This is a genomic window from Streptoalloteichus tenebrarius (assembly GCF_024171885.1).
Taxonomy (GTDB): domain Bacteria; phylum Actinomycetota; class Actinomycetes; order Mycobacteriales; family Pseudonocardiaceae; genus Streptoalloteichus; species Streptoalloteichus tenebrarius.
The window spans coordinates 215,058-239,264 of the sequence record NZ_JAMTCP010000004.1 but is presented as its reverse complement, the minus strand read 5'-3'; the positions used below and the strand labels follow the sequence as shown (position 1 = coordinate 239,264).

The following is a 24,207-nucleotide window of genomic DNA, read 5'->3' as shown; positions in this document are numbered from 1 at the left end:
CGGTCAGAACGGTGTCGGCGAAGGGGGCTGTGTGGGGCTCCGGCTTCGAAGCCGGAGCCCCATCACGCCTGGTCAGGCGCGTCTCACAGCAGACGGAGCTGCTGGGAGCGGGGGCGGCGCCGGGGCGCGGGGTCCCCGATCCGCTCGCACAGCGCCGGGTCGAGATCGGCCAGGAACGGCGAGGGCGTGGTCGGCTGGCTGCTGCCGTGCCGCGTGCGCCGTGTGGCGTGGCTGAGGTAGAGGCGGCGCTGTGCGCGGGTCATGCCGACGAAGAACAGCCGGCGTTCCTCCCGCACCTGCTCCTCGTCGGCCTCGGCGCCGGGCCACCGCAGCGGGAGCAGCCCGTCCTCGCACCCGACGACGAAGACCACGGGGAACTCCAGGCCCTTGGCCGCGTGCAGGGTCAGCAGGGACACCAGGTCGGCGTTCGGGTCCCAGGTGTCGACCTCGGCTCCGGTGGCCAGCTCCGTGTGGAACCGGTCGAGGTCGTGGCCGCACCGGGTGGCCAGGGGGCCGAGCAGGTCCAGCGCGGAGTGGATCTCGGCGGCGTGGGCCTCGGCGTCCCGGTCGGGGTTCAGCGCCAGCGCCGCGCGGGCGGCGTGCCGCAGCCGGTCGACGACCCGCTCCCCCGTCGTGCCGCGCTCACCGGGCCGGTAGGTCAGCTCGCGCAGGATGTGGCGGACGCCGGGGCGGTCGGCGAGCCGGTCGTGGGAGCGTTTCTGGACGGGGACGCCGGCGCGGGTCAGGGCGTCCAGCAGCGCCCTGGCCTGGCTGTCGGTGCGGTAGAGCACGGCGATGTCGGCGAAGGACAGCTCGTGGTCGCCGTGTGACGCGTCGGCGCGGCCGCTGTCCAGCGAGTGGAACGAGGAGCCGCCCAGGAGCTGGTCGATGGTGCGGGCGACGAAGGACGCCTCGGCCTGCTCGTCGGCGGCGTGGTGCACGCCCAGCGGTGGGTTGTCCGGGTGGTGGCCGGCGGCGACCAGCGCGCGGTCGGGCACGAGGCTGGTGGGCGCGATGGCCTGGAGCGCCCCGGCCAGGATGGTCGGCGTGCTGCGGTAGTTGCGGGTGAGCTGGACCGTCCGGGCGCCGGGGTAGTCCTGGTGGAACCGCAGGAAGAAGCCGACGTCGGCGCCGCGGAACCGGTAGATGGCCTGGTCGGGGTCGCCGATGGCGGTGATGTTGCCCTCCGGCGGGGCCAGCAGGCGCAGCAGGCGGTACTGGGTCTCGTCCACGTCCTGGTACTCGTCGACGGAGATCCAGCGGTAGCGGTCGCGGTAGGCGGCGACCAGGTGGGGGTCGGCGTCGAGGATCTCGACGGTGAGGGTGACCAGCTCGTCGACGTCGACCAGGTCCTGCTCGCGCAGGGCCTTGGTGTAGCGCTGGCGCAGTTCGGCCAGCTCGGGGTCGGGGTCGGGGCGGGAGAGGGCGGTCGCGGCGCGGCGGCCCTGGCGTTCGTCGCCGGTCAGCTCGGTGAGCAGCGCCAGGCGCTGGGCGTCGTCGGCCACGCCGAAGTCGGCGGTCAGGCCCGCGCGGTCGTGGTGTTCGCGCAGGATGCGCAGGCCCAGCGCGTGGAAGGTGGTGACGGTGACGCGTCGCGCCTGGTCGGTCAACGCGGCCAGCCGCTCGCTCATCTCCTCGGCGGCGCGGCGGGTGAAGGTGATGGCCAGGCAGTGTTCCGGCGCGGCCTGCCCGGTGGTGACCAGGTGGGCGAGCCGGTGGGTGAGGGTGCGGGTCTTGCCGGTGCCGGGCCCGGCGATGATCAGGAGGGGGCCGGTGGTGGTTTCGGCGGCGGCGCGCTGGTCGGGGTCCAGCCCGTCCAACAGCGACCCGTTCCCGCCGTCTCGCGTGGTCGGGGCCGGGGGCGGCTCCGGCGCGAGGGGCTTCTCGGCTCGCTCCGCGACCGCTTCTGCTGGGGCTGGCGCGGCCGGGGTGCGCTGGGGACGCGTCGGCGCGGCGGGCTCGACGTCGAGGAGGGCGTCGTCGAACAGGCTCGGCACGGTGTGCAGGGTGGCGCGGCGCAGCTCGCCGGGCTCGAACAGCCGGATGGTGCCGTACTCGCCGTCGTAGCCGGCGTCCCGGATGACCTCGCCGCGACGCAGGCGGCGGACGGCCTCGGCCAGCGGGGCCGAGTGCGGCTCGATGTCCTCGACCGGGACGTCCTGGAGGATGGCCAGTTCCGGGCCGAGCGCGGCGGTCAGGGTGGCGATCTCGCCGAGCACCTTCTTGCTGCGCGGGCCGACGCCGAGGATCTCGCTCATGATCTCCGGCAGGGGCACGAGGCTGTGGAACTCCCCCGCCGTGGCCGGGCGGGCGCCCTCGGGCCGGTCGGCCAGTTCCTCCACGCGGTGCAGGACGCCGACGGTCAGCGGCTTGCCGCACTCGGGGCAGCGGCCGTCGCGGGCGCGGGTGTCGGCCGGCTCCAGCCGCACGTCGCACTTGCGGTGCCCGTCGAGGTGGTACTTGCCCTCCTCGGGGAAGAACTCGACGGTGCCGGCGAAGCCCTCGCCGGTCTCCAGTGCGCGCCGGACGGCGAAGTAGTCCAGGTCGGTGTCGAAGAGGGTGGTCTCCCTGCCGAGCATGGGCGGAGAGTGCGCGTCGGAGTTGCTGACCAGGCGGTAGCGGTCCAGTCCCGAGACACGCCAGTTCATGGCGGGGTCACTGGACAGCCCGGTCTCCACGGCGAAGATGTGGTCGGCCAGGTCCTGGTAGCAGTCCTCGACGGCGTCGAAGCCGGACTTGGAGCCCAGCACCGCGAACCACGGGGTCCAGATGTGCGCGGGCACCAGGTAGCCGCCGGCCTCCAGGGTGATCTCCAGCAGGTGGCGGGAGTCCAGGCCGAGGATGGGGCGGCCGTCGGCGCCGAGGTTGCCGATGCGGGCCAGCCGCTGGTTGATCGTGGCGGCGGCGTCGAGGTCGGGCGCGTAGAGCAGGTGGTGGACCTTGCGGGTGCGCTCGCCCCGCTTGTAGATCGTGGAGATCTCCACCGACAGCAGGAAACGGACCTCGCCGGCGCAGCTCGGCGGCAGGGTGCGCGTGACGGCGCCGTCGAGGTCGGGGCGCAGCCGGAACAGGCCGGGCTCGGCCGGGACGAGGTTCTCCCGCAGGTGGTCGTACCAGGCGGGGTGGGTGAAGTCGCCGGTGCCGACGAGGGTGATCCCCTTGCGCCGCGCCCACCACGTGAGGTGCTCCAGGTCGCAGTCCTTGCTACAGGCCCGGGAGTACTTGGAGTGGATGTGCAGGTCGGCGTGGAAGCGCACCCCGTGGATCTTGCCACGGGCGGTCGGGAGCGGCGCGACGCCCCGGCGTGTGCTTGCGGGGCAGGGGAAAACCGCCAGTGGGGTGGGGTGTGGCGCGGGCGGTCACCAAGGTCGGGTTGGCTGGGAGGCATGACGACGTCGAGGGCGGCAGCGGAGTTCGTGCGGGCCAACACGACGGTGGGCGCTCCGCCGTTGGTGCCGGAGGTGCGGGTGCACCTCGCCGAGGACGCGATCGCGTTGTGGGAGGCCACGGAGCGGGAGTGCGGGCGCTCGGGGCTGCCACCGCCGTTCTGGGCGTTCGCGTGGGCGGGCGGGCAGGCGTTGGCGCGGTACGTGCTCGACCACCCGGAGCTGGTGCGGGGGCGGCGGGTGCTGGACCTGGCCTCGGGGTGCGGGCTGGTGGCGGTCGCGGCGGCCCTGGTGGGGGCGGCGGAGGTGACCGCCAACGACGTGGACACGTGGGCGGAGGCGGCGATCGGCCTCAACGCCGAGGTCAACGGGGTGTCGGTGCGGGTGGTGTTGGCGGACGTGCTGGGCGGCGACGCGGGCGGGGCGCAGGTCGTGCTCGCCGGGGACGTCTTCTACGACCGGGCGATGGCCGCACGGGTGTTGCCGTTCCTGGAGCGGGCCAGGGCTGCTGGCGCCGAGGTGGTCGTGGGCGATCCGGGGCGGGCGCACCTGCCGAGGGACCGGTTCGTGGAGGTCGCCCGGTACGGGGTGCCGGTGCCGCGGGACCTGGAGGGCGTCGACGTCAAGCCGACGCGGGTGCTGCGCCTTCCCTGACCGTCTTCCTCCCCTGGCCGTCTTCCCTGACCTGCGAGGAAACGCGCGCCGGTGCCCGCCCGAGATCGTCTCGGACGGGCACCGGTGGACGGCCTGACGCGGCCGCCCGGCTCAGGCGGGGGCGCCGGCGGGTTCGTGCGCCTCCGCCGTGACGGCGGTGTCCCGCGCGCGGGAGTGACGTCGGTCCAGGCGGGCGGCGATCACCACCGCGACCAGGCTGACCATGCCCAGGGCCGCGCCGATCCACGCCACCGACGGGTAGCCGAGGTCGGCGTCGATGGCCAGCCCGCCCAGCCACGGCCCCGCGGTGATGCCCACGTTGAACGCGGAGGTGTTCATGCTGGCCGCGAGGGTGTTCGCGCCGCTGGTCAGGGAGAACACCCTGGTGTTGAGGACCGGGTTGGTGGCGAAGCCGAACGCGCCGAGCAGGCAGACCAGCACGACGGTCAGCACCGGCTGGTGGGCGGCCAGCGCCAGCGCCACCGAGATGACGACCAGGCCGACCACGCCGACGGCCAGGGTTCCGTGGGGTCGGGCGTCGGCGTTGCGCGCGCCCACGCTGATGCCGGTGAACGCGCCGACGCCGTAGAGCACCAGCACGGCCGGGACCCAGCCGCTGGACAGACCGGTGGTCTCGGTCAGGAACGGGGCGAGGTAGCTGAAGGTGACGAGCAGGCCGCTGGTGGCCAGGGAGGTGGTGCCGTAGGCGAGCCACAGCCTGGGGTTGGCCAGGGTGCGGACCTCGGCGCGCAGGCTGGTGGTGGCCTCGGGGCGGCCGCCGGGGATGGTGGCGAGGACGCCGATCATCGCGAGCGCGGACATGACGGCCACGGTCCAGAAGGCGGCGCGCCAGCCGAGGTGCTGGCCGATCACGGTGCCGGCGGGCAGGCCGATCACGGTGGCGACGGTGAGGCCGCCGGCGACGATGCCCATGGCGCGGCCGCGCGCGGTGGGCGGGACGAGGCCGACGGCGGTGACGGTGGCGACGGCCCAGAACCCGGCGTAGACGAAGGCGCCGACCACCCTGGTGACGAACAGGGTGGCGTAGTTCGAGGTCAGGGCGCCGGCGACGTGGGTGGCGACGAAGATCGCGAGGAAGGTCAGCAGGGCGGTGCGGCGCGGCCAGCGCAGCGTGACCATGGCCAGCACCGGGGCGCCCACGAGCATGCCCATGGCGAAGGCGGAGATCAGCAGGCCCGCGTCGGGGATGGACACGCCCAGGTCGGCGGCCACCTCGGGGAGCAGGCCGGCGAGCATGAGTTCGGAGGTGCCCTGGGCGAAGATCGACAAGCCCAGGACGAAGACGGCCAGGGGCATCGGAACGGCTCCTTGTTTCCCTTGTTCTGACTTTTGGATAGATCTGTTCAAAATGAGGGCACGAGAGAGGGCGGCCCGACGCCGCCCCCTGGATCAGAACGCGCGGAGCGCGGTGTTCGCGACCGCCTCCACCGCGGCCCGGTCCGCGCCGCCGCGGACCAGCACGCGCATCCCGGTGATCGTGGCGATCACGAAGCACGCGAGGTCGTCGGGGTTCCGGTCCCCGTCGATCTCCCCGGCGCGCTGCCCGGCCAGGAACGCCCGGCGCAACGCCTCCAGTCGCCGGTCGTGGTCCCGGCGGAGGCACTCGGCGATCTTCGGGTCGCGCGGCGCCACCTCGACCATGGTGTTGACCACCAGGCAGCCGTCCGGGTCGTCGGGGTCGGCGTCCACGGTCTGCCACAGCAGGGCGCGGATCTTCTCCCTGGTCGGCAGGTCACTCCCCAGCAGGTCGAGCACGGCCGCCGTGCGAACCTCCATGTAGTGCGCCAACGCCTTCTCGAACAGCTCGCGCTTGCTCCTGAAGGTGTTGTAGACGCTGCTGCGCCCCAGGCCGGTGGCCGCGCACAGGTCCTCGGTGGTCGTCGCCTCGTAGCCGACGGCCCAGAAGGCGCGCATCGCCGCCTCCAGCGCCCGCTCCTCGTCGAAGGTCCGTGGCCGTGCCATGGCACGAACCCTAACCGTTTTGGATCGATCAGTGCAATACCGGGAGGGCGGGACGCACCCTAGACACACGCCCCGACGCACGCCCCGCCCCCGGCCGCACCAGGGGTCAGCAGCAGTGCTCGCCGCGCCAGGCCTGGCTGCCCTCCCGCACCGCGACCACGGCGATGACCAGGGCGACGACCGGGTCAGCCCAGAACCACCCGAACGCCGCGTTGAGCACCAGACCGACGAGCAGCACGCCGGACAGGTAGGTGCACAGCAGGGTCTGCCGGGAGTCGGCGACCGCGCTGGCCGACCCGAGTTCCCGGCCGGCGCGGCGCTGGGCGTGGGACAGGAACGGCATCACCAGCAGCGACACCGCCGCCAACACGATCCCGACCGGCGAGTGCTCGGCGTTCCCGACGCCGAACAGCGACCGCGTGGACTCGACGGCCACGTAGAGCGCGAGCGCGAAGAACGACAGGGCGATGACCCGCAACGCCGCGCGCTCGCGCGCTTCGGGGTCCCGGCCGGAGAACTGCCAGGCCACGGCGGCCGCAGAGGCGACCTCGATCACCGAGTCCAGCCCGAACCCCACCAGCGCGGTCGAGTCGGCGGCCGCCCCGGCCGCGATCGCCACGACCGCCTCGACGACGTTGTAGGTGATCGTGGCCGCGACCAGCAGCCGCACCCGCCGCGACAACACCCGGCGCCGATCCTCGTCCACCAGCTTCGTCGCGCCGGCACCCGCGACGGGCGCGCAGCACCCGTCCGCGCAGCCGGCCCTCTCCTGCCCGGGCACGAGCAGCGCGGACAGGTCGGACCTTGGGGGCGTGTTCCCGCTCATCGCCCAACGTCCACGGCGTCCGCGTCCGCCGCCGTGGTGACGGCCTGGTCCTCGTCCACGCAGGGCTGCGCGGTGTCCACGGCGAGCACCACCTGTACCAGCTCGCCCAGCGCGCGGGCCAGGTGCGCGTCCGCCAGGGCGTAGCGGACCTGGCGACCCTCGTAGGTCGCGACGACCAGGCCGCATCCCCGCAGGCACGCCAGGTGGTTCGACACGTTCGACCGGCTCAGTCCGAGGTGGGCGGCCAACTGACCGGGGTAGCTCACCCCGTCGAGCAGGGCGACCAGGATGCGACACCGCGTCGGGTCGGCCAGTGCCCGGCCGAGACGGGCCAGCGCCGACTCCCGCGTCTCACACGTCAGCATGCACAGAACAGTACAGCCAACGCTGACATATCAGGAAGGCTGGAGCGCGAAGCGAGCCAGCTTCCTCCGAAGCCGCCAGGGAGTGGGAGGGAGTGGAAGGTCGTCGACGTGTTCGTCGACGATCGCGCTGGGGCGCGACGATTCCCGCATGAGGACCGTGTGAGGACCGTGGTGCGGGGGCGGAGCGCCCCCGCACCACGGTGTGCGGTCAGATGCCGAACGGCGCGGCGTAGCGGACGGTGCCGCTGGGCAGCGGGTGGTCGGCGTCCAGGGTGAGGGCCATCAGGGCCTCGTCCGGGACGTCGATGGACAACCGGATGCCGTACCGCGACGCGCGGGTGAACCCGAACCGCGGGTAGTACGTGGGGTGGCCCAGGACGATCACGTGGTGCTCACCCCGGTTCCGGGCCGCCTCCAACACCGCCCGGATGACCGCCGAGCCCGCGCCGCTGTTCTGGTGCTCGGGCAGGACCGCGCACGGGCCCAGGCACAGGGCGGGGGCGTCGTCGACGTGGCAGCGGGTCAGCAGCGCGTACGCCACCGGCCGGCCGCCGTCGTCGGTGGCGACGAAGGACAGTCCCTCGATCCACGCCTGGTCGGCGCGGAGCGCCTCGACGAGGTCGGCCTCCAACGAGGTCTCGAACGCGGCGAGGTTGATCTCACGGATGGCGGGGATGTCGGCGCCGGTCTCGGCGCGCGTGATCCACGACGTGCTCATGGCGGATGTGAGTCCGTTTCTGTCGTGCGTGTGGGACGCCCCGCGAGCGCACACTCGGCGCTGGTGGCGGGGCGGAGGAAGACGAGGTCAGGCCACGGCCCGGGACGCGAGGGAGACCTGGGCGCCACGGACGGCCTTCGGCGCGGTCATCAACCTCACCCCTCGTGTCCTCGTCAACTCAGCACGAACAGTGCCGACCCTAACAGGTGACGGCGGACGCCCCCACCCGGGTCGATCTTCACCGAGAGCTGCCGCTCACGGCGGCCACGTCCGCCCATGACCCACGTGGGTGGGCGCCGGGGCCGGCACGTGGACGGGCACGTGCCCCAGGTCGGCCTCCCACAGGGGCCGGAGCAGGTGCCAGTCCTGGGGACGTCGCCCGATGTCGGCGGCGAAGGTGTCGGCCAGCGCCTGGGTCGCGGGCGCCACGTCCTCGCGGCCGGCGACCGGGATCGGCCGGTGGAACCTGACCGCCCAGCCGCCGTCGTCGGTGAACCAGGAGCCGACCGGGAGCAGGGCCGCTCCGGTGGCGGCGGCCAGCCGCGCGGGGCCGGCCGGCAGGAACGCGGGCTCGCCGAAGAAGGAGACCGCGACCCCGTCCCCCGCGAGGAGGCGGTCGGCCAGCAGGCACACCGCCCGGTTCGCCCGCAACCGTTCCGCGAGGACCGACGCGGCCGAGGTCGCGTCGCCGGTCAGCGGGACGACCTCGAACCCGAGCGCCCGCCGGTAGTCGGCGAACCTGCGGTACAGCGACTCGGGGCGCGGTCGCTCCATGACGGTGGTGAAGCGGCCGAGGCAGCCGACCAGCCACACCCCGGCGACGTCCCAGTTGCCCGAGTGCGGCAGCGCCAGCACCACGCCCCTGCCCCGGGCCAGCGCGATGTCCAGGTTGTCGCGTCCAGTCACATGAGGGTCCACCACCTCGCGCAGGCGGCGGAGGTCCGTGTGCGGCAGCTCGAAGACCTCCCACCAGTAGCGGGCACAGGAGCGCATCGCCTCGCGCGTCAGCTCGTCCAACTCGGCCGAGGTGGCGGTGGGCCGGACCCGGGACAGGTTGCGCCGCAACCGCCGCGCGCCGGGGGTGCCGAGTCGCGCCGCCGCCCCGCCGGCGGCCTGGAACAGGCGCAGCGTCGGCTCCGGCGGCACCGTCCCGACCATTCGCCACCCCAGCGCGTAGGCGCTGTCGACCAACCGCTCGCGCCAGTTCGTCAGGTGCGTCATGGGCGCCTCACCGTCCTTCACCCCGCCGGGGTCACCGGCGGACCGGACCTGTCACCTCAGCAGTGCCCCGCAGGAGGGCGACCGAACCCGCCGTGAGGCGGTCGTTCGCCGTCTCGTGACGACGGCCCGCCTGGGCAGGCGGCCACGGCCGGTCACGGGCGGGCTCGACACCCCTCGAAGTCTTACCCTCCACCTGAGGTTGACCCACCTCTAGTGGAGGTCGACACATCATGTCTCAACCTCCACTAGAGGTTTGAGGTGCGGTGCGTTGCCGCAGGTCAGGAGCGTGGACCGAGGGTGCGAGCCCCGACGGCCATCGCCGTGGCCAACAGCGGCAGCACGGCCAGGGCCAACGGCAGCGAGGTGAGGTGGGCCAGGCCGCCGATCGCGGGTGGACCGAGCAGGAACCCGATCCACCCGGCCGAGGCCACCGCCGCCAGCGACTGCCCCGGGTGGCTGCCCGGCAGCGATCCCGCCGCGCTGAACACGACCGGCACCAGACAGGACAGCCCCAGCCCGAGGGCGGCGAACCCGGCCAGGGCGACCAGCGGGTGACCGACCAGCAGGGTCACGGCGGTGGCGACCGCCGCCGTGGCCGACAGCAGCGTCACCACCCGGACGCGGCCGTACCGGGACACCCACCGGTCCCCCATCAGCCGGCCCACGAACATGGCGCAGGCGAACGCGCCGTAGCCGACACCGGCGACAGCGCCGGGCGCGCCCAGGCTGTCCCGCAGGTACACGGCCGTCCAGTCCCCGGCCGCGCCCTCGCACAGCAGCGCGGCGAAGACGATCCCCGCCAGCGGCAGCAGGCCCCGGTGCCGCCACGGGACGACGAACCGGTGCTGCCCGTCGGAGTCCGCGCCGTCGGGGCCGTCGGGGCCGTCGGGGTCCACGCGGTCGGCGCGCATCGGACGGACCAGCAGCGGGGTGGCGACCACGGCCACCACGCCGATCGCGGCGAGCTGGACGGCCAGCCCCACGCCCAGGGCGAGGCCTCCCATGCCGAGGCCGATCCCCGCGACCGACCCGAGACTCCAGTACGCGTGGAAGCTGGACATCAGCGGCCGGTCGTAGGCGCGCTCGACCGCCACGGCCTGCGCGTTCATCGCGACGTCGAGCGCGCCCTGGAAGGCGCCCCACACGGTGAGGGCGGCGAACAGGGCCACGGCGGAGCCGGCCAGCCCGAGCAGGGGCGCGGCCAGGGCGTAGCCCAGCAACGCCACGGCGGTCACCCGACGACTGCCCCACCGGGCCAGCGCAGGGCTGGTCACCAGCATGGCCAACACCGAGCCGAGCGGGGCGCCCAGCAGGGTCGCGCCGAGGGTGCCCTCGTGCAGGCCGAGCTGGTCCTTGACCTCGGGCACGTGCGGCGTCCACGAGGCGAAGACCGCCGAGTGCAGGACGAAGACGAACCCGGTCGCCCACCGCGCGGCGCGGGGCGGGCCGGAGGGGGCGGTCACGGCCGGAGCGCCGCCGGGGTTCTCAGACACACAACACCTCCGTGCCCGCCGCGCGCAGCGCCTCGACCTGCTCGGCGGGCGCGTCGGTGTCGGTGACCACCAGGTCGACCTCCTCCAGACCGCACACCCTGCCGAAGCTGGTGCGGCCGAGCTTGCTGCTGTCGGCGACCGCGATCACCCGGGCGCTTGCGGTGACCGCCGCGTGCTTGACCTGCCCCTCGGCCAGGTCGTGCGCGGTGACGCCGTCCCGCGCGCTGATCCCGCAACAGCCCAGCACCAGGGTGTCGAACCGGAGCTGGCGGAAGGTGTGTTCGGTCAGGGGGCCGGTGAAGGCCAGCTCGGTGGGGCGGACGTCGCCGCCGGGCAGCAGCAGGCGGACGCGGTCGGCCGCGGTGAGCACGTTGGCCGTGTGCAGGCACAACGGCAGGACGGTGAGTCGACGGTCGAGCAGCAGCCGGGCGACCTCCAGGGTCGTGGTGCCGCTGTCGAGCACCAGCGACTCGCCGTCGTCGATCAGGTCGGCGACGGCGGCGGCGATGCGCCGCTTGGCGGCGACGTGCTGACGGCCGCGCACCGGGAACGGGGTCTCCTCGCCGGTCAGCGCGCTCACCGCGCCGCCCCGCACCCGGCGGAGCAGGCCGTCGCGTTCCAGGGCGTCCAGGTCGCGGCGGATCGTCATCTCCGAGCAGCCGGTCAGCGTCGCCAGCTCGGCCACGCTGACCCGCTCCGCGTCCCGCAACGCGCGCAGGATCATCTCGTGCCGTTCCGAACTCTCCATGTGTTCATTCGAACAGCAGTGATGTTCGAAAGGCAAGGGGATTGGCGCTCGGCCCTCGCTCGTCCTCGTTCAGCTCAGGCCGGGGACGTCGAACACCAGCTCGGGACGTTCCCAGGGAACACGGGGCGGCTTCGGGGGCACAACCCCCGCCGGACGGGCGCCCATCCGGCGGTAGAAGCCCTCGGCGGGAGGGTGCGAGACCACCCGCACCGCCGGAATCCCCAGACGACGGGCCTGGTCCAGCATGTGTTGGACCAGCACGCGCCCCAGGCCGAGGCCCTGGGCGGCGTCGGAGACGAACAGCAGGTCCAGCTCCGCCGGCTCGACGATCAGGCTGTAGAAGCCCAGCAGGTCACCGTCGTCCTCCACCAGGAACGTGGGGCGGTCGGCGAGGTACTCCGGGGTGAGGCGGTAGCCGGCCAGGATCGAGGCGTAGGAGCCCCGGTAGGCGCCCGAGGCGTGCAGCAACGTCGTCAGGCGCTCGGCGTCCGCCCCCGTCGCCCGCTCAATGCAAAGATCTTGCACGAAGGCAGCCTATGGTCCGGACGAGCGGGCGAAACCGGACGGGTGAGGGGTTGACGCCCCGGGCAAAGTGGTATGGACCACACCGCCTCGCCCGCACGGAGGTAAGCCCTGATGCCGTCCAGCACCCCCAGCACCGGCTACGGCGAGGCGGTGCGCGCGCACCTGACCCGCCTGGAGGAGCACAACGCCGAGGCCCTGGACGAGGCGACCCGACTGGTGCTGGGATGCGTGCGCTCAGGCGGGATCATCCTCACCGCCGGGGCCGGGCACTCGCTGGCCGCCGTCGCCGAGACCTTCTTCCGCGCCGGCGGCCTGGCCTGCGTGCGCCCGCTGTACCACCCGGAGCTGTTGCCCCTGCACGGCGCGCGGGCCAGCACCGTCGCGGAGCGGCGGAGCGGCCTGGCCGAACAGCTCCTGACCGAGGTCGGCATGGGCGAGCACGACGTGGTGGTCGTCTTCTCCACCAGCGGGGTCAACCCCTACCCCGTCGAAGTCGCCCAGCACGCCCGCGCCGCAGGGCGACCGGTCATCGGCGTGACCTCCCCGGCCTCCACCGCCGCCGCGCCTCGCCGTGCCGGCAGCACGTTGGCGGAGGAGGCCACCGTCGTGCTGGACACGCTGGTGCCGCCCGGCGACATCGCCTACCCCGTCGAAGCGCCGTTCACCGCTCCCCTGTCGTCGTTGGCGGTGATGTTCCTGTGGAACTGCGTACTCGTGCGGGTGACGGAGCGAGCGGCGCAGCAGTCGGTGGAGCTGCCGCTGTGGCGCAGCTCCAACGTGGTCGGCAACGACGACTGGAATGCCGAGCTGATGCGCCGCTACCACGACCGCGTCCCACAACTGTGAACCAGCCCGGACACAGCACGGGGACCACGCGAAACCAAGTGGACGCAACCCGCGCCTCCGCGCGATAAAGTGCCAGGTCAGAAAGTGTCGCCCCCGCACCCGCGGGGATGGTTCGAGGTCGACCCGGCCAGGCCCACCCTGCACGACGTCGTCCCCGCACCCGCGGGGATGGTTCGAAGGCATTGTTGCTCGCGGACACGTTCGGCGGGTCGTCCCTGCACCCGCGGGGATGGTTCCTTCCGCTGTGCCTCCCGCATGTCCTCCACGAAGTCGTCCCTGCACCCGCGGGGATGGTTCTCGCTTTGCAGCCAGTGATCCGCCACGTGATGCGTTGTCCCCGCACCCGCGGGGGTGGTTCCGAGGTCGACACCACGGACTACGACAGTGAGGGGTCGTCCCCGCACCCGCGGGGGTGGTTCCTCCCGGACCGCCGCGATGAAGCGCTCGTGACAGTCGTCCCCGCACCCGCGGGGATGGTTCCTGGGCCAACGACCGGGTGTGCCGCGGGTGCCAGTCGTCCCCGCACCCGCGGGGATGGTTCGCAGTAGGTCTGCACATCTCCGCAGGTTCGGCGTCGTCCCCGCACCCGCGGGGATGGTTCGTCGCATGGTGGCCTGCTGGTGATGACCGAGCTGTCGTCCCCGCACCCGCGGGGATGGTTCTCGCGGCCGGGTTCTCCGCCTTCGCCGCCGGGGGTCGTCCCCGCACCCGCGGGGATGGTTCGCCCACGACCCGCCTGTCCGTGGTGCTGCGGGAGTCGTCCCCGCACTTGCGGGGGTGGTTCGCGTCTCCGGCATTGCGCCGCCGTGTTGCGTCGGTCGTCCCCGCACCCGCGGGGGTGATTCTGTTGTCCTGGTTCGACAGCGGGCGCTCGCGTTCACGGTGGTGCGGAGCCATCGACGGGTGGACGGCTCGGTCCTGGTGCGGCGCGTTGGTCGGGGTGGGTTGGCCTGGGTGACGCGTTCGACGGTGGGGCCCGGTGCTTCTCGGACGGTGACGCGGTTGCCTGGTCGGCAACGCGCTCGGATGCCCAACCCTCCAGTTCACCATGCTGGTCTGACGTTCTGGTTCGTCGTCCTCCGTTCGGGAGCGGAGTTGTCCACAGGCTCTCCAGTTGTCCACAGTGGATCTCTGTGCGGTTCCTCGCGGGGTCGTGCGCCGATAGGCTGGAGCGGGGCTCGCCCCCCGGGATGGGTGGGGGGTGTCCTGAGGTAGGGGAAGATCGGGCGGCTGGCGCCCGCCGGGGAAGTCAGGGCGTCGTTCGTGGTGCAGGATGCCGGTGCCCGATCGTCCTCGTAACCGCAGGGATGGCTCCCCGACCGACGGCACCTGGGTCACTGTGCGGTGCGCGAGGAATTCGTGGCGAGTGCCATGCAGAACACTGCCAGGGGCAGCTCCACCAGCACGGCCATGGCCAGCGCGGCCGCCATCTCACTCGATGTCGGCGAGGTGCAGACGTCGAACCACGCATCCACGCAAGTGAGGGTCGCGGTCGCCACGGCGACGAGCCCGGCCCGACGGTCGCTCCGCCGCCACAGCCACGCGGTGACGCCGAGCCCCAGCGCCAACGCGCAGTCCAGCCCGACCCACGCCACGTCCCAGCGCCGCGCCACCACGGTGGAGGGCAGGGTCACCGCGAGCACCACCAGCCACGGGACGAGGGCGGCCGCCGCGACCGTCAACAGCGGCACGGCGTGCCGGAGCAGCCAGGACGGACGACGCGGTGGGCGGGGAGAACAGGTCAACACGACGATCAGCGTTTCGTGTGGACGGCGGCGGGACAGCAGGGACAGCCCCGGCTTCGTCCCTGATCCACTCCCCGACCCCACCCCGGCAAATCCCGACCGCAGTACCTCAGGTGAGGCATGCGCCTCGGAGTCAGGTGGCGCTGGTCAGCCAAGCACAGGCCGAGCCAGGTGAACATCTGGGAAGATCCGCCTGGCACTAGCCGGCCCGGCCTTGCGCCGGACAGCCTTCAGCTTCCGAAACATGTGGACAAAATCGGCGACCACGCAAGATAAACGGCCAGGTCAGAAAGTGTCGTCCCCGCGCGAGCGGGGGTAGCTCGTCCGTTCGGCCTCCCGTGCGGCGAAGAGAAAGGTCGTCCCCGCGCGAGCGGGGGTAGCTCCTCACGTGCACGGTCGCGGTAGTCCTCCGCCGCGTCGTCCCCGCGCGAGCAGGGGTACCCAGCACAGCTCGTCCGTGCGGGTTACTCCCTGTGGTTTACCTCGCGACGATACGTCACATTCGCCGCCGCATCATGTGCGAGACTGCCCTGCGGATCTTGTGTGTACGAGGGGACAAGTTCATGTCAGAGAGCTTCCTGGACCGGATCTCGTTCACCGCCGGTCTGCCCGTGATGGGTGCCGTGGGTGACGCGGGTGGAGCGGTGGTCGCGGGCGGCGGCAAGTTCAGCGTGGACCCGGACCACGCCCAGCAGCTCATCGACGATCTCAGGGCGGTCGTGAAGGAGTTGATTGCGATCAACGCGCAGGCACAGATGCTTGCGGAAGTGACTCCGCCGGCGGAGGACCCGCACAGTCGGCGAGCCGCGCAGGAGATCAGCAAGGTCGCGGTGGGCAAGGATGGCTGCCATCACGAGGCGAACCTGGCCTACCAGGAGGCGATCATGGCCACGATCGCCAGTCTGGAGGCGTCGTTGAAGGCCTACCGTGAGGCGGAGCAGGCCAACATCATGCGGCAGAGGGGTTGAGTGTGCGGCGGGTTGTTGTGTCGGCGGTGGCGGGTTCTGCTTTGGTGGCCCTGGTTGCTGGCTGTTCGTCGAGTGTGGCGGGTCAGCCGAGTGCTTCGGGTGGTGGTTCGGGTTCGTCGGTGTCGGGTGGGTCTGGGAAGGAGCGGTTGTCGCCGCCGTTGGAGCAGCCGGTGCTGGATCTCAAGCCGTTTGAGACGAAGCCGTGCGAGTTGTTGAAGCCTGAGCAGGTCGCGAGTTTGACGAGGGCAGAGCCTCCCGAGTCGAAAGACGGGATCCTGGGTCCGGAGTGCGCGTGGCCTGCTGTCGACCCGGTTCGGGACACCCGTATCTCGTTGACTCTTAATGTCAAGACTGGGGAGGGTTTGGAAGGCACGTACAGGCGCAGGTCCAACTTCGGCCAGTTTAAGGAGTTCCGGGTTGCTGGTTATCCCGGGGTGCACGCGAATGAGAGCGAGAAAGCGGAGGGGATGGGCAACTGTGGCTCAAGGATAGGTGTGTCTGATTCAACGGCGCTCCTCATTATTGTTCAGGCCCGAAAAGGTAACCCTGACTACTCGACCTCGTGTCGCCTGAACGAGAAGATCGCGGAGATGATGATCCAGAACCTCAAGGCCGCGAAGTGACCGCAGCCGCACCTATCAGGGGGTGCGGAGAAGAAGCCACGGCCGCATCCTTGTGGGCTGGCAGCCGTGACTTCTTCGTCCGCCCCTCGGGTCGCCCGTGAACGCCACTCACGGCCGGTGCGCTCGTTCACGCCGACCATGGCTCAGGCCTGCCGGTTGGTGAGTCCCCGTTCCACCAGGGCGAGGCAGAACTCCCGCTCCCTGGCCAGCTTCCTCGGCGCGTGGGCCTTCGTCCTGTTCACCCGGACCTGGAAGTCCATCGCGTTCCCGAATTGTCAGGGCGTCGCGACGACCCCTGGAACTCAGGTCGAAGGCGCCGGGGTCTTTTCCGGGCGTGGGACAGAAGCGCGACAAGAGCGCGTCCACTGTAGACACACTCGCCGCGTTCGACATCGTGGGTCTAGGCCGGCTCCGCGTTCGTCCGCCCGAAGCCGCCGACGACCTCCTCCACCCGGTCCCGACCCCGGTACATCTCCCAGCACAGCTCCGCCAGCACGTCGGGATCGACCCGCTCCACCTCGGTGGACGGGCGCACCGTGGAGTCCGCGTCGAACAGTCGCTGGGCGTCGCTGCGCTCGATCAACGCGGCGATCAGCACCGCTCCGGCGTACACGCCCTCCTCGGCCAGGACGGCGTGCAGGTTGTGGATGTAGTTGCGCAGCCCGGCCAGGGCGATCCCGATGTTGCCCATCAGCGGCACCGGGATCTTCGCGGAGATGCCCAACCCGAACAACAGGGCGCCGTCGCCGCGCTCCCGCATCCCCGGCAGCACTGCGCGGGCCAGGGAGATCGGCGTGCGCACCATGAGGTCGAGGTGGCTGTCGAGGGCGTCGGGGTCAACGTCGAGCACGGGCACCGGCAGCAGGGCGGGCTCCAGTCCGGAGGGGCCGTAGTAGGCGACGTCGAGGGAGCCGAACCGCGCGCTGATCGCGTCGACGAGGGATGGGATTCCCTGGTGGTCCCGGAGGTCGGCAGGGAAGGCGGCGGCCTCGACGCCCTGGCCGGCGAGGTCGTCGACGAGCGCGTCCAGCCTGGTCTTGTTCCTGGCGACCAGCGCGACCCGGAAGCCCTCACGGCCGAACCGCGTCGCGATGGAGCGGCCGAGCCCGGGGCCGGCGCCGAGCACGGCGATGGTGCGTGACATGCGTGTGTGCCCTTCTGAGGAGGTGGGCCGCCTGACCCACCGTCGAAGTTGAGGTGATCCTCAAGTTCGACCGTAGCGCTAACCTGAGGGTGCCCTCAAGTTCTAGGATGGGGACGTGGTCACCGCACGTCCCCTCCGCCGCGACGCCCAACGCAACCGCGAGCTGCTCGTCGCCGCCGCCCGCGCGCTGTTCGCCGAACGCGGCATCGACGTGCCCCTGGAGGAGATCGCCCGGCGCGCCGGCGTCAGCATCGGCACGCTCTACAACCGCTTCCCCCACCGCGCCGCGCTCATCGACGCCGTCTTCGCCGACCGCGTGACGGCCACCGCCGCGTTGGCCGAGCACGCGCTGGCCATGGACGATCCGTGGGAGGGGTTCGTGTTCTTCCTGGAACGCGTCTGCGAACTCCAGGCGACCGACCGCGGCTACAACGACCTCGCGGCCCGGCGCATCCCTGAGGCCACCGCCACCGAGGAGGCCCGACGCCACGGTGAGCGGCTGATGCGGCGGATCGTCGCCCGCGCCCAGGAGGCGGGGGCGTTGCGGGCCGACCTCACCCTGGAGGACCTGGCCTTCGTGTTCTGGGGGCAGGCGCGCACGGTCGAGGCCACGCGGGAGATCGCGCCCGACGCGTGGCGGCGGCATCTCGCCCTGATGCTCGACGGCCTCCGCGCCTCGGCCGCCCACCCGCTCCCCGAACCGCCGTTGCGGCCGGAGGAGGCCATGCAGGCGATGGGCGGCTGCCGCGACTGACCGTCTGCCCGCCGGTGTTCCCGGTCTGCCCGGTGCGCCCGGCGCGCGGCGGACCTCAGGCGCTGTCGCCGGTGGGAACCAGGCTGACCTCGTCGTCCTCGGTCACGTCGACGGTGCCCAACGCCTCCCCCAGGTCCCGGTAGCGGTGGATCATCTCGATCCGCCCGTCCACCACGCGGAAGACGCTGGCCACCAACTGGGGCTCTGGCGGCTCGTCCGGCTCGCCGGGCTCCCCGCCGACGTCACGCCGTCGGACGTCCTGCTCCACCACCACGAACTCGCCGCGACGGAACACCCGACGCGGCACCAGGGTCAGCGCGGAGTGCCCGAACCACTGCCGCACCCAGTCGACGCCGCGCACGCCGCCGTAGGTGCCGCCCACCTCGACGTCCTCGTGCAGCAGCGGGCGGAGCCGGTCGGTCTGGCCGGCGTTGACCGCGTCGTGGAAGTCCAGGACGATCCGCACCTCGGCCGCAACCATGAGGCCCAGTATCGCGGCCGAGGCGCGTCGTCGCTGGTTACAGCCTTACCCAGACCTACAGCTCCACGCCGAGCAGCGCGTCGACCGCGGTGCGGACCAGGGCGGGCGCCGCGGGGTCGCCGCCGTCGCGGCGCGTCAGCGCCTCACTCGCCCAGGCGTCGACGGCGGCCAGCGCCGCCGGGGTGTCCAGGTCGTCGGACAGGTGGTCCCGCAGGCGCGCCACGACCGGCTCCGCCGCCGGACCGGTGGGCAGTGCCACCGCCTCCCGCCAGCGCTCCAGCCGTGTCTGGCCCTGCGCGAGCACGTCGTCGGTCCACGGCCGGTCGGCCCGGTAGTGGCCGGACAGCAGGCCCAGGCGCACGGCCATCGGGTCCACCCTGTCGGCGCGCAGCCGGGAGACGAACACCAGGTTGCCGCGCGACTTGGACATCTTCTCGCCGTCGAGCCCGATCATGCCGGCGTGGGTGTAGTGCCGGGCGAACGGGAACTCGTTGGTCAGGGCCTCGGCGTGCGCGGCGCTGAACTCGTGGTGCGGGAAGGCCAGGTCGGAACCGCCGCCCTGCACGTCGAAGGACATGCCGAGCCGGTTGAGGGCGATGGCCGAACACTCCACGTGCCAGCCGGGCCGGCCGGCGCCCAGCTCGGACTCCCAGGACGGCTCGCCGTCCCTGGCCATCCGCCACAGCAGGGCGTCCAGTGGGTGCCGCTTGCCCTTCCGCTCCGGGTCCCCGCCCCGCTCGGCGAACAACGCGGCCATCGTGGCCTCGTCGTAGTTGGACTCGTAGCCGAAGCGGCCCGAGGCGCGGTGGTCGAAGTAGATGTCGGGGTACTCGGGGTCGTCGACCCGGTAGGCCACGCCCGAGGCCAGCAGCTTGCCGACCACCTCGACGATCTCCGGGATCGCCTCGACCGCGCCCACGAAGTCGCGCGGGGGCAGCACCCGCAGCGCCTCCATGTCCTCGCGGAACAGCGCGGTCTCGCGCATGGCGAGCACGACCCAGTCCTCGCGGTCCCGCTCGGCGCGCTCCAGCAACGGGTCGTCCACGTCGGTGACGTTCTGGACGTAGTGCACGTCGTGGCCGTTGTCGAGCCAGACCCGGTGCACCAGGTCGAACGCCAGGTAGGTCGCCGCGTGGCCCAGGTGCGTCGCGTCGTAGGGGGTGATGCCGCAGACGTACAGGCGGGCGGTCCGCCCCGGCGCCGTGGGTCGCACCTCGGCGGTGGCGGTGTCGAACAACCGCAGGGGACGAGGCGTGCCGGGCACGCGCGGAACCGGAACCGACGACCAGGGTTGCATGTTTTCGACCCTAACGAGGAGCACCGTCAACGAGATGACCGGGCGTCTTTCCCGGTCCTGTCGGGGGCAACCACCCACGGCCGCCATCTGTTCCACGCCACCCGGACGAGTGAGATCACCGCCACGCCCCCGCCACGCCACGTGATCATCAGGTGGCGTGGCGCGGTCGCCGGTCGCGCCGACGGCCCTGCTCAGCGCTGGCCCCTACCACCAACCGGGCATACCGCCCTCGTGACGCTCCGGCCGCGAGACCCCCCACGTCCGGCGTCCCGTGGACGGCCCCGGGAGAGGGCCGTCCACGCCGGCTGCCCGCACCCAGCCTGCTCCTCGCCCAGCAGGGTCAGCAGGGAATCACGTCCGCGCGCACGAACCACGTGTCGACCTGGGCGCGGTGCAGGTGCCCGGACACGGCCCGGTCACCCCCGACCGCCATGGTCGCGTGGATGCGCACCACGCCGTCCTTGATCTCTCCCGACCCGTGCGTCTCGGCCGGAACGTCGTACGTGGTGATCACGTCCCTCGTCGGGTCGTCGGCCGGCATGGTCGAGACGGCGACGCTGTCGACACCCCCGATCAGGGCAACGATCGCGGCATCGGCGATCCCCCGCTCCCTCGCCTGCTCGGTGAGGGAGTCGATCAGTTCACCGTCGTTGACCTCGAACACCCGCACGGGCATTCAATTCCGATCACGGCACCGGACCGGTGGAGCACCGCAGCGGCACACCGCATCGCGCAGCGCGTCAGCGGGGCGGGCGGCGGTGGCGGAGGTAGTCGGCGACCACCGCCGCGCCCAGGCCGTCGACGGTCGGGGCCACGACCCTGCCGCCGGCACGCCGGGCCAGCAGATCCACAAACGCCGCCAGCCGGGGGTCCTCCCCCAGCATGAACACGGTGACGCGGGCGCCGAGGCGGGCGAGGTGGTCGACCTCGCGCAGGGTCACGGCGAGGGTCTCCGGTAGCGGCGGGTAGGCGAAGACCGGTTCGGCGTCGGCCTCCAGGTGGGCGGTGGGCTCGCCGTCGGTGACCACCAGGACCACCGGCAGCGCCTGCGGGTGCCGGCGCAGGTGACGGCCGGCGAGCAGCAACGCGTGGTGCAGGTTGGTGCCCTGCTCCCACACCCCCTCCAGGCTGGTCAGCTCGCCGATGTCCACCACGGACGCGCGCCGGCCGAAGGTGATCAGCCGCAGCGCGTCGGAGCGGTAGCGGGTGCGGACCAGGTGGTGCAGGGCCAGGGCGGTGCGCTTCATCGGCACCCACCGGCCGTCCTGCACCATCGACCAGGAGGTATCCACGCACAGCGCGACCGCCGCGCGGGAGCGCTGCTCGGTCTCCACCACCTCGACGTCGTCCACGGTCAGCAGGGGGCCGCCGCCGGTGGCGGCCCGGCGCAGCACGGCGTTGCCGACGGTGCGGACGGGGTCCCAGGGCTCGCTGTCCCCGAACTCCCACGGCCGGCTCGCGCCGGTGGGTTCGCCGGCCGCGCCCGCGCGGTCGGCCGCCCGGTCCCCGCGTCGGGTGCGCAGGCGGTCCACGACGTCACGCAGCGCGTTCTCCCCCAGTCGCCGCAGCGCCCTGGGGGTCAGCCGCAGCTCCCCGTCCGGGGCGCGTTCCACCAGGCCCCGCTCGCGGAGTTCGCGGTCCAGCTCGGCCAGCCGCCGCAGGTCGGCGACGGCCTCGGGGCCGAGATGGCGGGCCAGGGCCTCCCGGTCGACGTCCTCCAGGCTCGCCCCGGGGTAGGCCTGGCCGAGCTGGTCGACCAGCGCGTCCAGCTCCCCCAGCTCGGCGAGTGCGGCGGTGGCCTCGGCCAGGCCGAGGGGCTGTCGCCCCCGGAAGTGGGCCTGACCGGTCCAGTCGTGGTCCGGGCGGAGCTGGCGCAGGAGCGCGTCGAGCCGGCCCAGCTCGCCGGCCAACCGGGGGTCGCCGAACGCCTGCTGGGTCAGGGTGGCCAGTTCCTCCCGTTGCTCGGGTGTCAACGAGTTCGCCAGGCGTTGCGCGGCGGCGGCGCGCGCGGCGAGCAGGTCGACCAGCTCCTCGACGTCCCGGGGCTTCTCGGGGAAGAACTCGCCGTGTTTGCGGAGGAAGCGCTCGAAGCGTCGCGGTGTGTCGGCGTCGCCCCGGGCGTGCGCGGTCAGCAGGTCGTTGAGGTCGGCCAGCATGCGCCGGATGCGGTTCGCCTCGCCGGGGCCGCTGCGGCGCAGGGCGTCCCGCATCCCCTGGAAGCGTTGCTCCATCACCTGCTGGCCGAGCATCCGCTGGATCTCGGCGTAGTCGTCGCGGGCCTCGCCGGAGCGCCAGTCGTAGTCGGCCAGGTCGTTGACCGCGCGGCCGGTGTCGGGCGGCAGCGCGTCCAGGCGCAGCTCGCGGAAGCGGGCGTCCTCCCCGTCGTCGCCGGCCAGGGCCGCGCGTTCCCGGTCCAGCGCGCGGTCGAGGAGTCGTCGGGCCTCCTGGAGCGTGCCGTCCAGCCGGTGGCGGCGCCGGAGCTGGTCGCGACGCCGCCACAACCGCCGGGTCAGCTCGTCCAGTCCCCGGGCGCCGGCCGCGCCCCTGCGCAGCAGCTCCCGCAGGGCCGCCGCCGGGGAGGAGCCCTCCATGACGTCGCGGCCGATCTCCTCCAGCGCCGCGCGGAGGTCCGGCGGCGGGGCCAGCGGGTCGGGTCCGCCGCGCCAGGGGCCGTAGCGGTAGCGGGGGCCGGGCTCGGTCATGGCCGGTAGACCACCCGGTCGTCGACGACGTCCTTGCCGATGCGGCGGGTGAGGTAGAGCGTCTCCAGCGCCAGCTCGACGGCGGCGGCGATCCGGCCCGGCGGGTCCCCCGGCGACACGCCGAGGCGGCGGGCGACCTCGTGCAGCACGGGCAGCTCGGGCAGGGCCATCAGCAGCTCCCGGGAGGTGACCCGTTCACCGGTGGCCACCGGGTGGCCGTCGGCCACCACGTCGACCAGGGGACGCAGGTTCACCCCGGACAGGTGGGCGGCGGCGGTGTCGGCGAGCGACCGGCGCAGCAGGTGGGTCAGCAGCTCGTTCTCCCCGCCCTCCTCACCCGCCTCGAACTCCAGCTTGCCGCGCAGGACCGCGGGCACCGCCTCCAGGTCGACGGGGCGGGCGATCGCCGGGCGTTCCCCGGTCAGCGCGGCGCGGCGCATCGCCGAGGCGGCGACCGTCTCGGCGGCGGCGATGGCGAACCGGGCCGACACACCGGACCGCTGGTCCACCGAGGGCGCCTCCCGCAGGTGGCGCACGAACCGGGCCAGCACCTCCAGCAGGGGGTCGCCGACCTCGGCGACCAGGTGGGCCTCCTGCCGGACCACGGCGATCTCGGCCTCGATGGTGGAGGGGTAGTGGGTGCGGATCTCCGCGCCGAACCGGTCCTTGAGCGGAGTGATGATGCGGCCGCGGTTGGTGTAGTCCTCGGGGTTGGCGGTGGCCACGACCAGCACGTCCAGCGGCAGCCGGAGGGTGTAGCCGCGCACCTGGACGTCGCGTTCCTCCATGACGTTGAGCAACGCGACCTGGATGCGCTCCGCCAGGTCGGGCAGCTCGTTGAGGGCCAGCACGCCCCGGTGGGCGCGGGGCACGAGGCCGTAGTGGATGGTCTCGGGGTCGCCCAGCGCGCGCCCCTCGGCGACCTTGACCGGGTCGACGTCGCCGACCAGGTCGCCGACGGAGGTGTCGGGCGTGGCGAGCTTCTCGGTGTAGCGCTCGGTCCGGTGCCGCCACAGCACCGGCAGGTCGTCGCCGAGTTCGGCGGCGCGGCGGCGGGACGCCGGGGTGATGGGGGCCAGGGGGTGCTCGCCCAGCTCGGAGCCGGCGATCACCGGGGTCCACTCGTCCAGCAGCGCGGGCAGGGCCCGCAGCAGCCGGGTCTTGCCCTGGCCGCGCTCGCCGAGCAGGACCACGTCGTGGCCGGCGATCAGGGCGCGTTCGAGCTGGGGCAGCACGGTGGTGTCGAAGCCGAGGATGCCCGGCCAGGGGTCGCGTCCGTCGCTGAGCGCGGCGAGGAGGTTGCGGCGGATCTCCTCCCGCACGCTGATCGGGTGATGGCCGGCGGCGCGCAGTTCTCCCGCCGTGCGCGGCAGGTCCTGCGGTGGGGTGGGCACGCTGCTCACCGTCCCGACGCTACGCAGCTTCGGGCCCGTGGTCGACGTGGAGTTGCTCCAGCCCCGAGGGAATTCCTGTCATCACCGTCGGAGAAGAAGTGCTCGCGCGGTGTCGTCGAAGAGGAAGTCGAAGCTCCGAAGAGGAGAAGGAAAAGGAATTCCCGACCGCTCCCCCACGATGAATTGATCATTGCTGGGCGCCCGCGCGCGGTCGGCGTCGGCGCCCTCCCTGTGGCTCGCACCTCGGAATACGGAACTGACTCGTACCCCAAAAGTGTTACGCAGAGTGGCGTGCCCCTCAAAAGCCCCTCATATCCTGGCTCTTCTCCGGCAG

22 protein-coding genes and 1 CRISPR repeat array are annotated in these 24,207 nt (G+C 72.7%); of the genes, 5 read left to right on the top strand and 17 right to left on the bottom strand.

The window, feature by feature from the left end:
- Nucleotides 1-83: 83 nt before the first annotated feature.
- Nucleotides 84-3,257: a UvrD-helicase domain-containing protein gene (locus LX15_RS32245; RefSeq protein WP_308213417.1), complete on the bottom strand. Its 3,174-nt coding sequence runs from the start codon at nt 3,255-3,257 to the stop codon at nt 84-86.
- 129 nt (nt 3,258-3,386) lie between these two features.
- Between LX15_RS32245 and LX15_RS06355 the strand changes: the two genes are divergently transcribed.
- Entirely contained in the window at nt 3,387-4,040 is a 654-nt protein-coding gene (locus LX15_RS06355) for a class I SAM-dependent methyltransferase (protein ID WP_253668540.1), read from the top strand.
- A gap of 111 nt (nt 4,041-4,151) precedes the next feature.
- Here LX15_RS06355 and LX15_RS06350 read toward each other — a convergent pair whose 3' ends face one another.
- From LX15_RS06350 to LX15_RS06310, 9 genes are all read right to left on the bottom strand, one after another.
- On the bottom strand, nt 4,152-5,357 hold the full coding sequence (locus tag LX15_RS06350; RefSeq protein WP_301304089.1) for a Cmx/CmrA family chloramphenicol efflux MFS transporter: 1,206 nt from the start codon (nt 5,355-5,357) through the stop codon (nt 4,152-4,154).
- A 93-nt stretch (nt 5,358-5,450) separates the two neighbouring features.
- On the bottom strand, nt 5,451-6,023 hold the full coding sequence (locus LX15_RS06345; RefSeq protein WP_253668539.1) for a TetR/AcrR family transcriptional regulator: 573 nt from the start codon (nt 6,021-6,023) through the stop codon (nt 5,451-5,453).
- 106 nt (nt 6,024-6,129) lie between these two features.
- Nucleotides 6,130-6,849: a cation efflux transmembrane domain-containing protein gene (locus LX15_RS06340; protein ID WP_253668538.1), complete on the bottom strand. Its 720-nt coding sequence runs from the start codon at nt 6,847-6,849 to the stop codon at nt 6,130-6,132.
- Nucleotides 6,846-7,214 (bottom strand): Cd(II)/Pb(II)-sensing metalloregulatory transcriptional regulator CmtR, encoded by a 369-nt coding sequence (gene cmtR / locus LX15_RS06335; RefSeq protein WP_253668537.1) that lies wholly within the window; start codon nt 7,212-7,214, stop codon nt 6,846-6,848. Before cmtR ends, LX15_RS06340 begins: the two co-directional genes overlap by 4 nt.
- Before the next feature lie 208 nt (nt 7,215-7,422).
- Nucleotides 7,423-7,932 carry a GNAT family N-acetyltransferase gene (locus LX15_RS06330; RefSeq protein WP_253668536.1) on the bottom strand — a complete coding sequence of 170 codons (510 nt, stop codon included), beginning with the start codon at nt 7,930-7,932 and terminating at the stop codon, nt 7,423-7,425.
- Between the two features lie 255 nt (nt 7,933-8,187).
- Complete coding sequence (locus LX15_RS06325) at nt 8,188-9,144, bottom strand: phosphatidylinositol mannoside acyltransferase (protein ID WP_253668637.1); 957 nt, start codon at nt 9,142-9,144, stop codon at nt 8,188-8,190.
- 287 nt (nt 9,145-9,431) lie between these two features.
- Nucleotides 9,432-10,646 carry an MFS transporter gene (locus LX15_RS06320; protein WP_253668535.1) on the bottom strand — a complete coding sequence of 405 codons (1,215 nt, stop codon included), beginning with the start codon at nt 10,644-10,646 and terminating at the stop codon, nt 9,432-9,434.
- On the bottom strand, nt 10,639-11,394 hold the full coding sequence (locus LX15_RS06315; protein ID WP_253668534.1) for a DeoR/GlpR family DNA-binding transcription regulator: 756 nt from the start codon (nt 11,392-11,394) through the stop codon (nt 10,639-10,641). The genes LX15_RS06320 and LX15_RS06315 overlap by 8 nt, the downstream gene beginning before the upstream one ends.
- Before the next feature lie 69 nt (nt 11,395-11,463).
- Nucleotides 11,464-11,919 carry a GNAT family N-acetyltransferase gene (locus tag LX15_RS06310; protein WP_253668533.1) on the bottom strand — a complete coding sequence of 152 codons (456 nt, stop codon included), beginning with the start codon at nt 11,917-11,919 and terminating at the stop codon, nt 11,464-11,466.
- A gap of 111 nt (nt 11,920-12,030) precedes the next feature.
- On the opposite strand from LX15_RS06310, the gene LX15_RS06305 reads away from it, so the two are divergent.
- The gene (locus LX15_RS06305) at nt 12,031-12,765 is read left to right on the top strand and encodes an SIS domain-containing protein (RefSeq protein WP_253668532.1); all 735 of its coding nucleotides are present in this window, start codon (nt 12,031-12,033) and stop codon (nt 12,763-12,765) included.
- Between the two features lie 86 nt (nt 12,766-12,851).
- Nucleotides 12,852-13,610: direct repeats of the CRISPR family, unit length 28 nt; unit sequence GTCGTCCCCGCACCCGCGGGGATGGTTC.
- 489 nt (nt 13,611-14,099) lie between these two features.
- On the opposite strand, the gene LX15_RS06300 is transcribed toward LX15_RS06305, so the two are convergent.
- The gene (locus tag LX15_RS06300; protein ID WP_253668531.1) at nt 14,100-14,513 is read right to left on the bottom strand and encodes a hypothetical protein; all 414 of its coding nucleotides are present in this window, start codon (nt 14,511-14,513) and stop codon (nt 14,100-14,102) included.
- Between the two features lie 560 nt (nt 14,514-15,073).
- On the opposite strand from LX15_RS06300, the gene LX15_RS06295 reads away from it, so the two are divergent.
- Together LX15_RS06295 and LX15_RS06290 are read left to right on the top strand one after the other, a co-directional pair.
- Nucleotides 15,074-15,478 (top strand): hypothetical protein, encoded by a 405-nt coding sequence (locus tag LX15_RS06295; RefSeq protein WP_253668530.1) that lies wholly within the window; start codon nt 15,074-15,076, stop codon nt 15,476-15,478.
- A gap of 2 nt (nt 15,479-15,480) precedes the next feature.
- Entirely contained in the window at nt 15,481-16,101 is a 621-nt protein-coding gene (locus LX15_RS06290; protein WP_308213416.1) for a DUF3558 domain-containing protein, read from the top strand.
- Between the two features lie 400 nt (nt 16,102-16,501).
- Here LX15_RS06290 and LX15_RS06285 read toward each other — a convergent pair whose 3' ends face one another.
- Nucleotides 16,502-17,245 (bottom strand): SDR family NAD(P)-dependent oxidoreductase, encoded by a 744-nt coding sequence (locus LX15_RS06285; RefSeq protein ID WP_253668529.1) that lies wholly within the window; start codon nt 17,243-17,245, stop codon nt 16,502-16,504.
- 115 nt (nt 17,246-17,360) lie between these two features.
- Here LX15_RS06285 and LX15_RS06280 point away from each other — a divergent pair, with 115 nt between their 5' ends.
- The gene (locus LX15_RS06280) at nt 17,361-17,999 is read left to right on the top strand and encodes a TetR/AcrR family transcriptional regulator (protein WP_253668528.1); all 639 of its coding nucleotides are present in this window, start codon (nt 17,361-17,363) and stop codon (nt 17,997-17,999) included.
- A 55-nt stretch (nt 18,000-18,054) separates the two neighbouring features.
- On the opposite strand, the gene LX15_RS06275 is transcribed toward LX15_RS06280, so the two are convergent.
- The 5 genes from LX15_RS06275 to LX15_RS06255 form a co-directional block, all read right to left on the bottom strand.
- Nucleotides 18,055-18,480: a nuclear transport factor 2 family protein gene (locus LX15_RS06275; RefSeq protein ID WP_253668527.1), complete on the bottom strand. Its 426-nt coding sequence runs from the start codon at nt 18,478-18,480 to the stop codon at nt 18,055-18,057.
- Between the two features lie 55 nt (nt 18,481-18,535).
- Nucleotides 18,536-19,777, bottom strand: coding sequence for a cysteine--1-D-myo-inosityl 2-amino-2-deoxy-alpha-D-glucopyranoside ligase (gene mshC, locus LX15_RS06270; protein ID WP_253668526.1), 1,242 nt, complete (start codon nt 19,775-19,777; stop codon nt 18,536-18,538).
- Nucleotides 19,778-20,117: 340 nt separating this feature from the next.
- Nucleotides 20,118-20,453 (bottom strand): PCC domain-containing protein, encoded by a 336-nt coding sequence (locus LX15_RS06265; RefSeq protein WP_253668525.1) that lies wholly within the window; start codon nt 20,451-20,453, stop codon nt 20,118-20,120.
- Nucleotides 20,454-20,517: 64 nt separating this feature from the next.
- Nucleotides 20,518-22,479, bottom strand: a complete 1,962-nt coding sequence (locus LX15_RS06260; protein WP_253668524.1) for a vWA domain-containing protein — start codon at nt 22,477-22,479, stop codon at nt 20,518-20,520.
- Nucleotides 22,476-23,882 (bottom strand): ATP-binding protein, encoded by a 1,407-nt coding sequence (locus LX15_RS06255; protein ID WP_253668523.1) that lies wholly within the window; start codon nt 23,880-23,882, stop codon nt 22,476-22,478. Before LX15_RS06255 ends, LX15_RS06260 begins: the two co-directional genes overlap by 4 nt.
- Between the last annotated feature and the right edge of the window lie 325 nt (nt 23,883-24,207).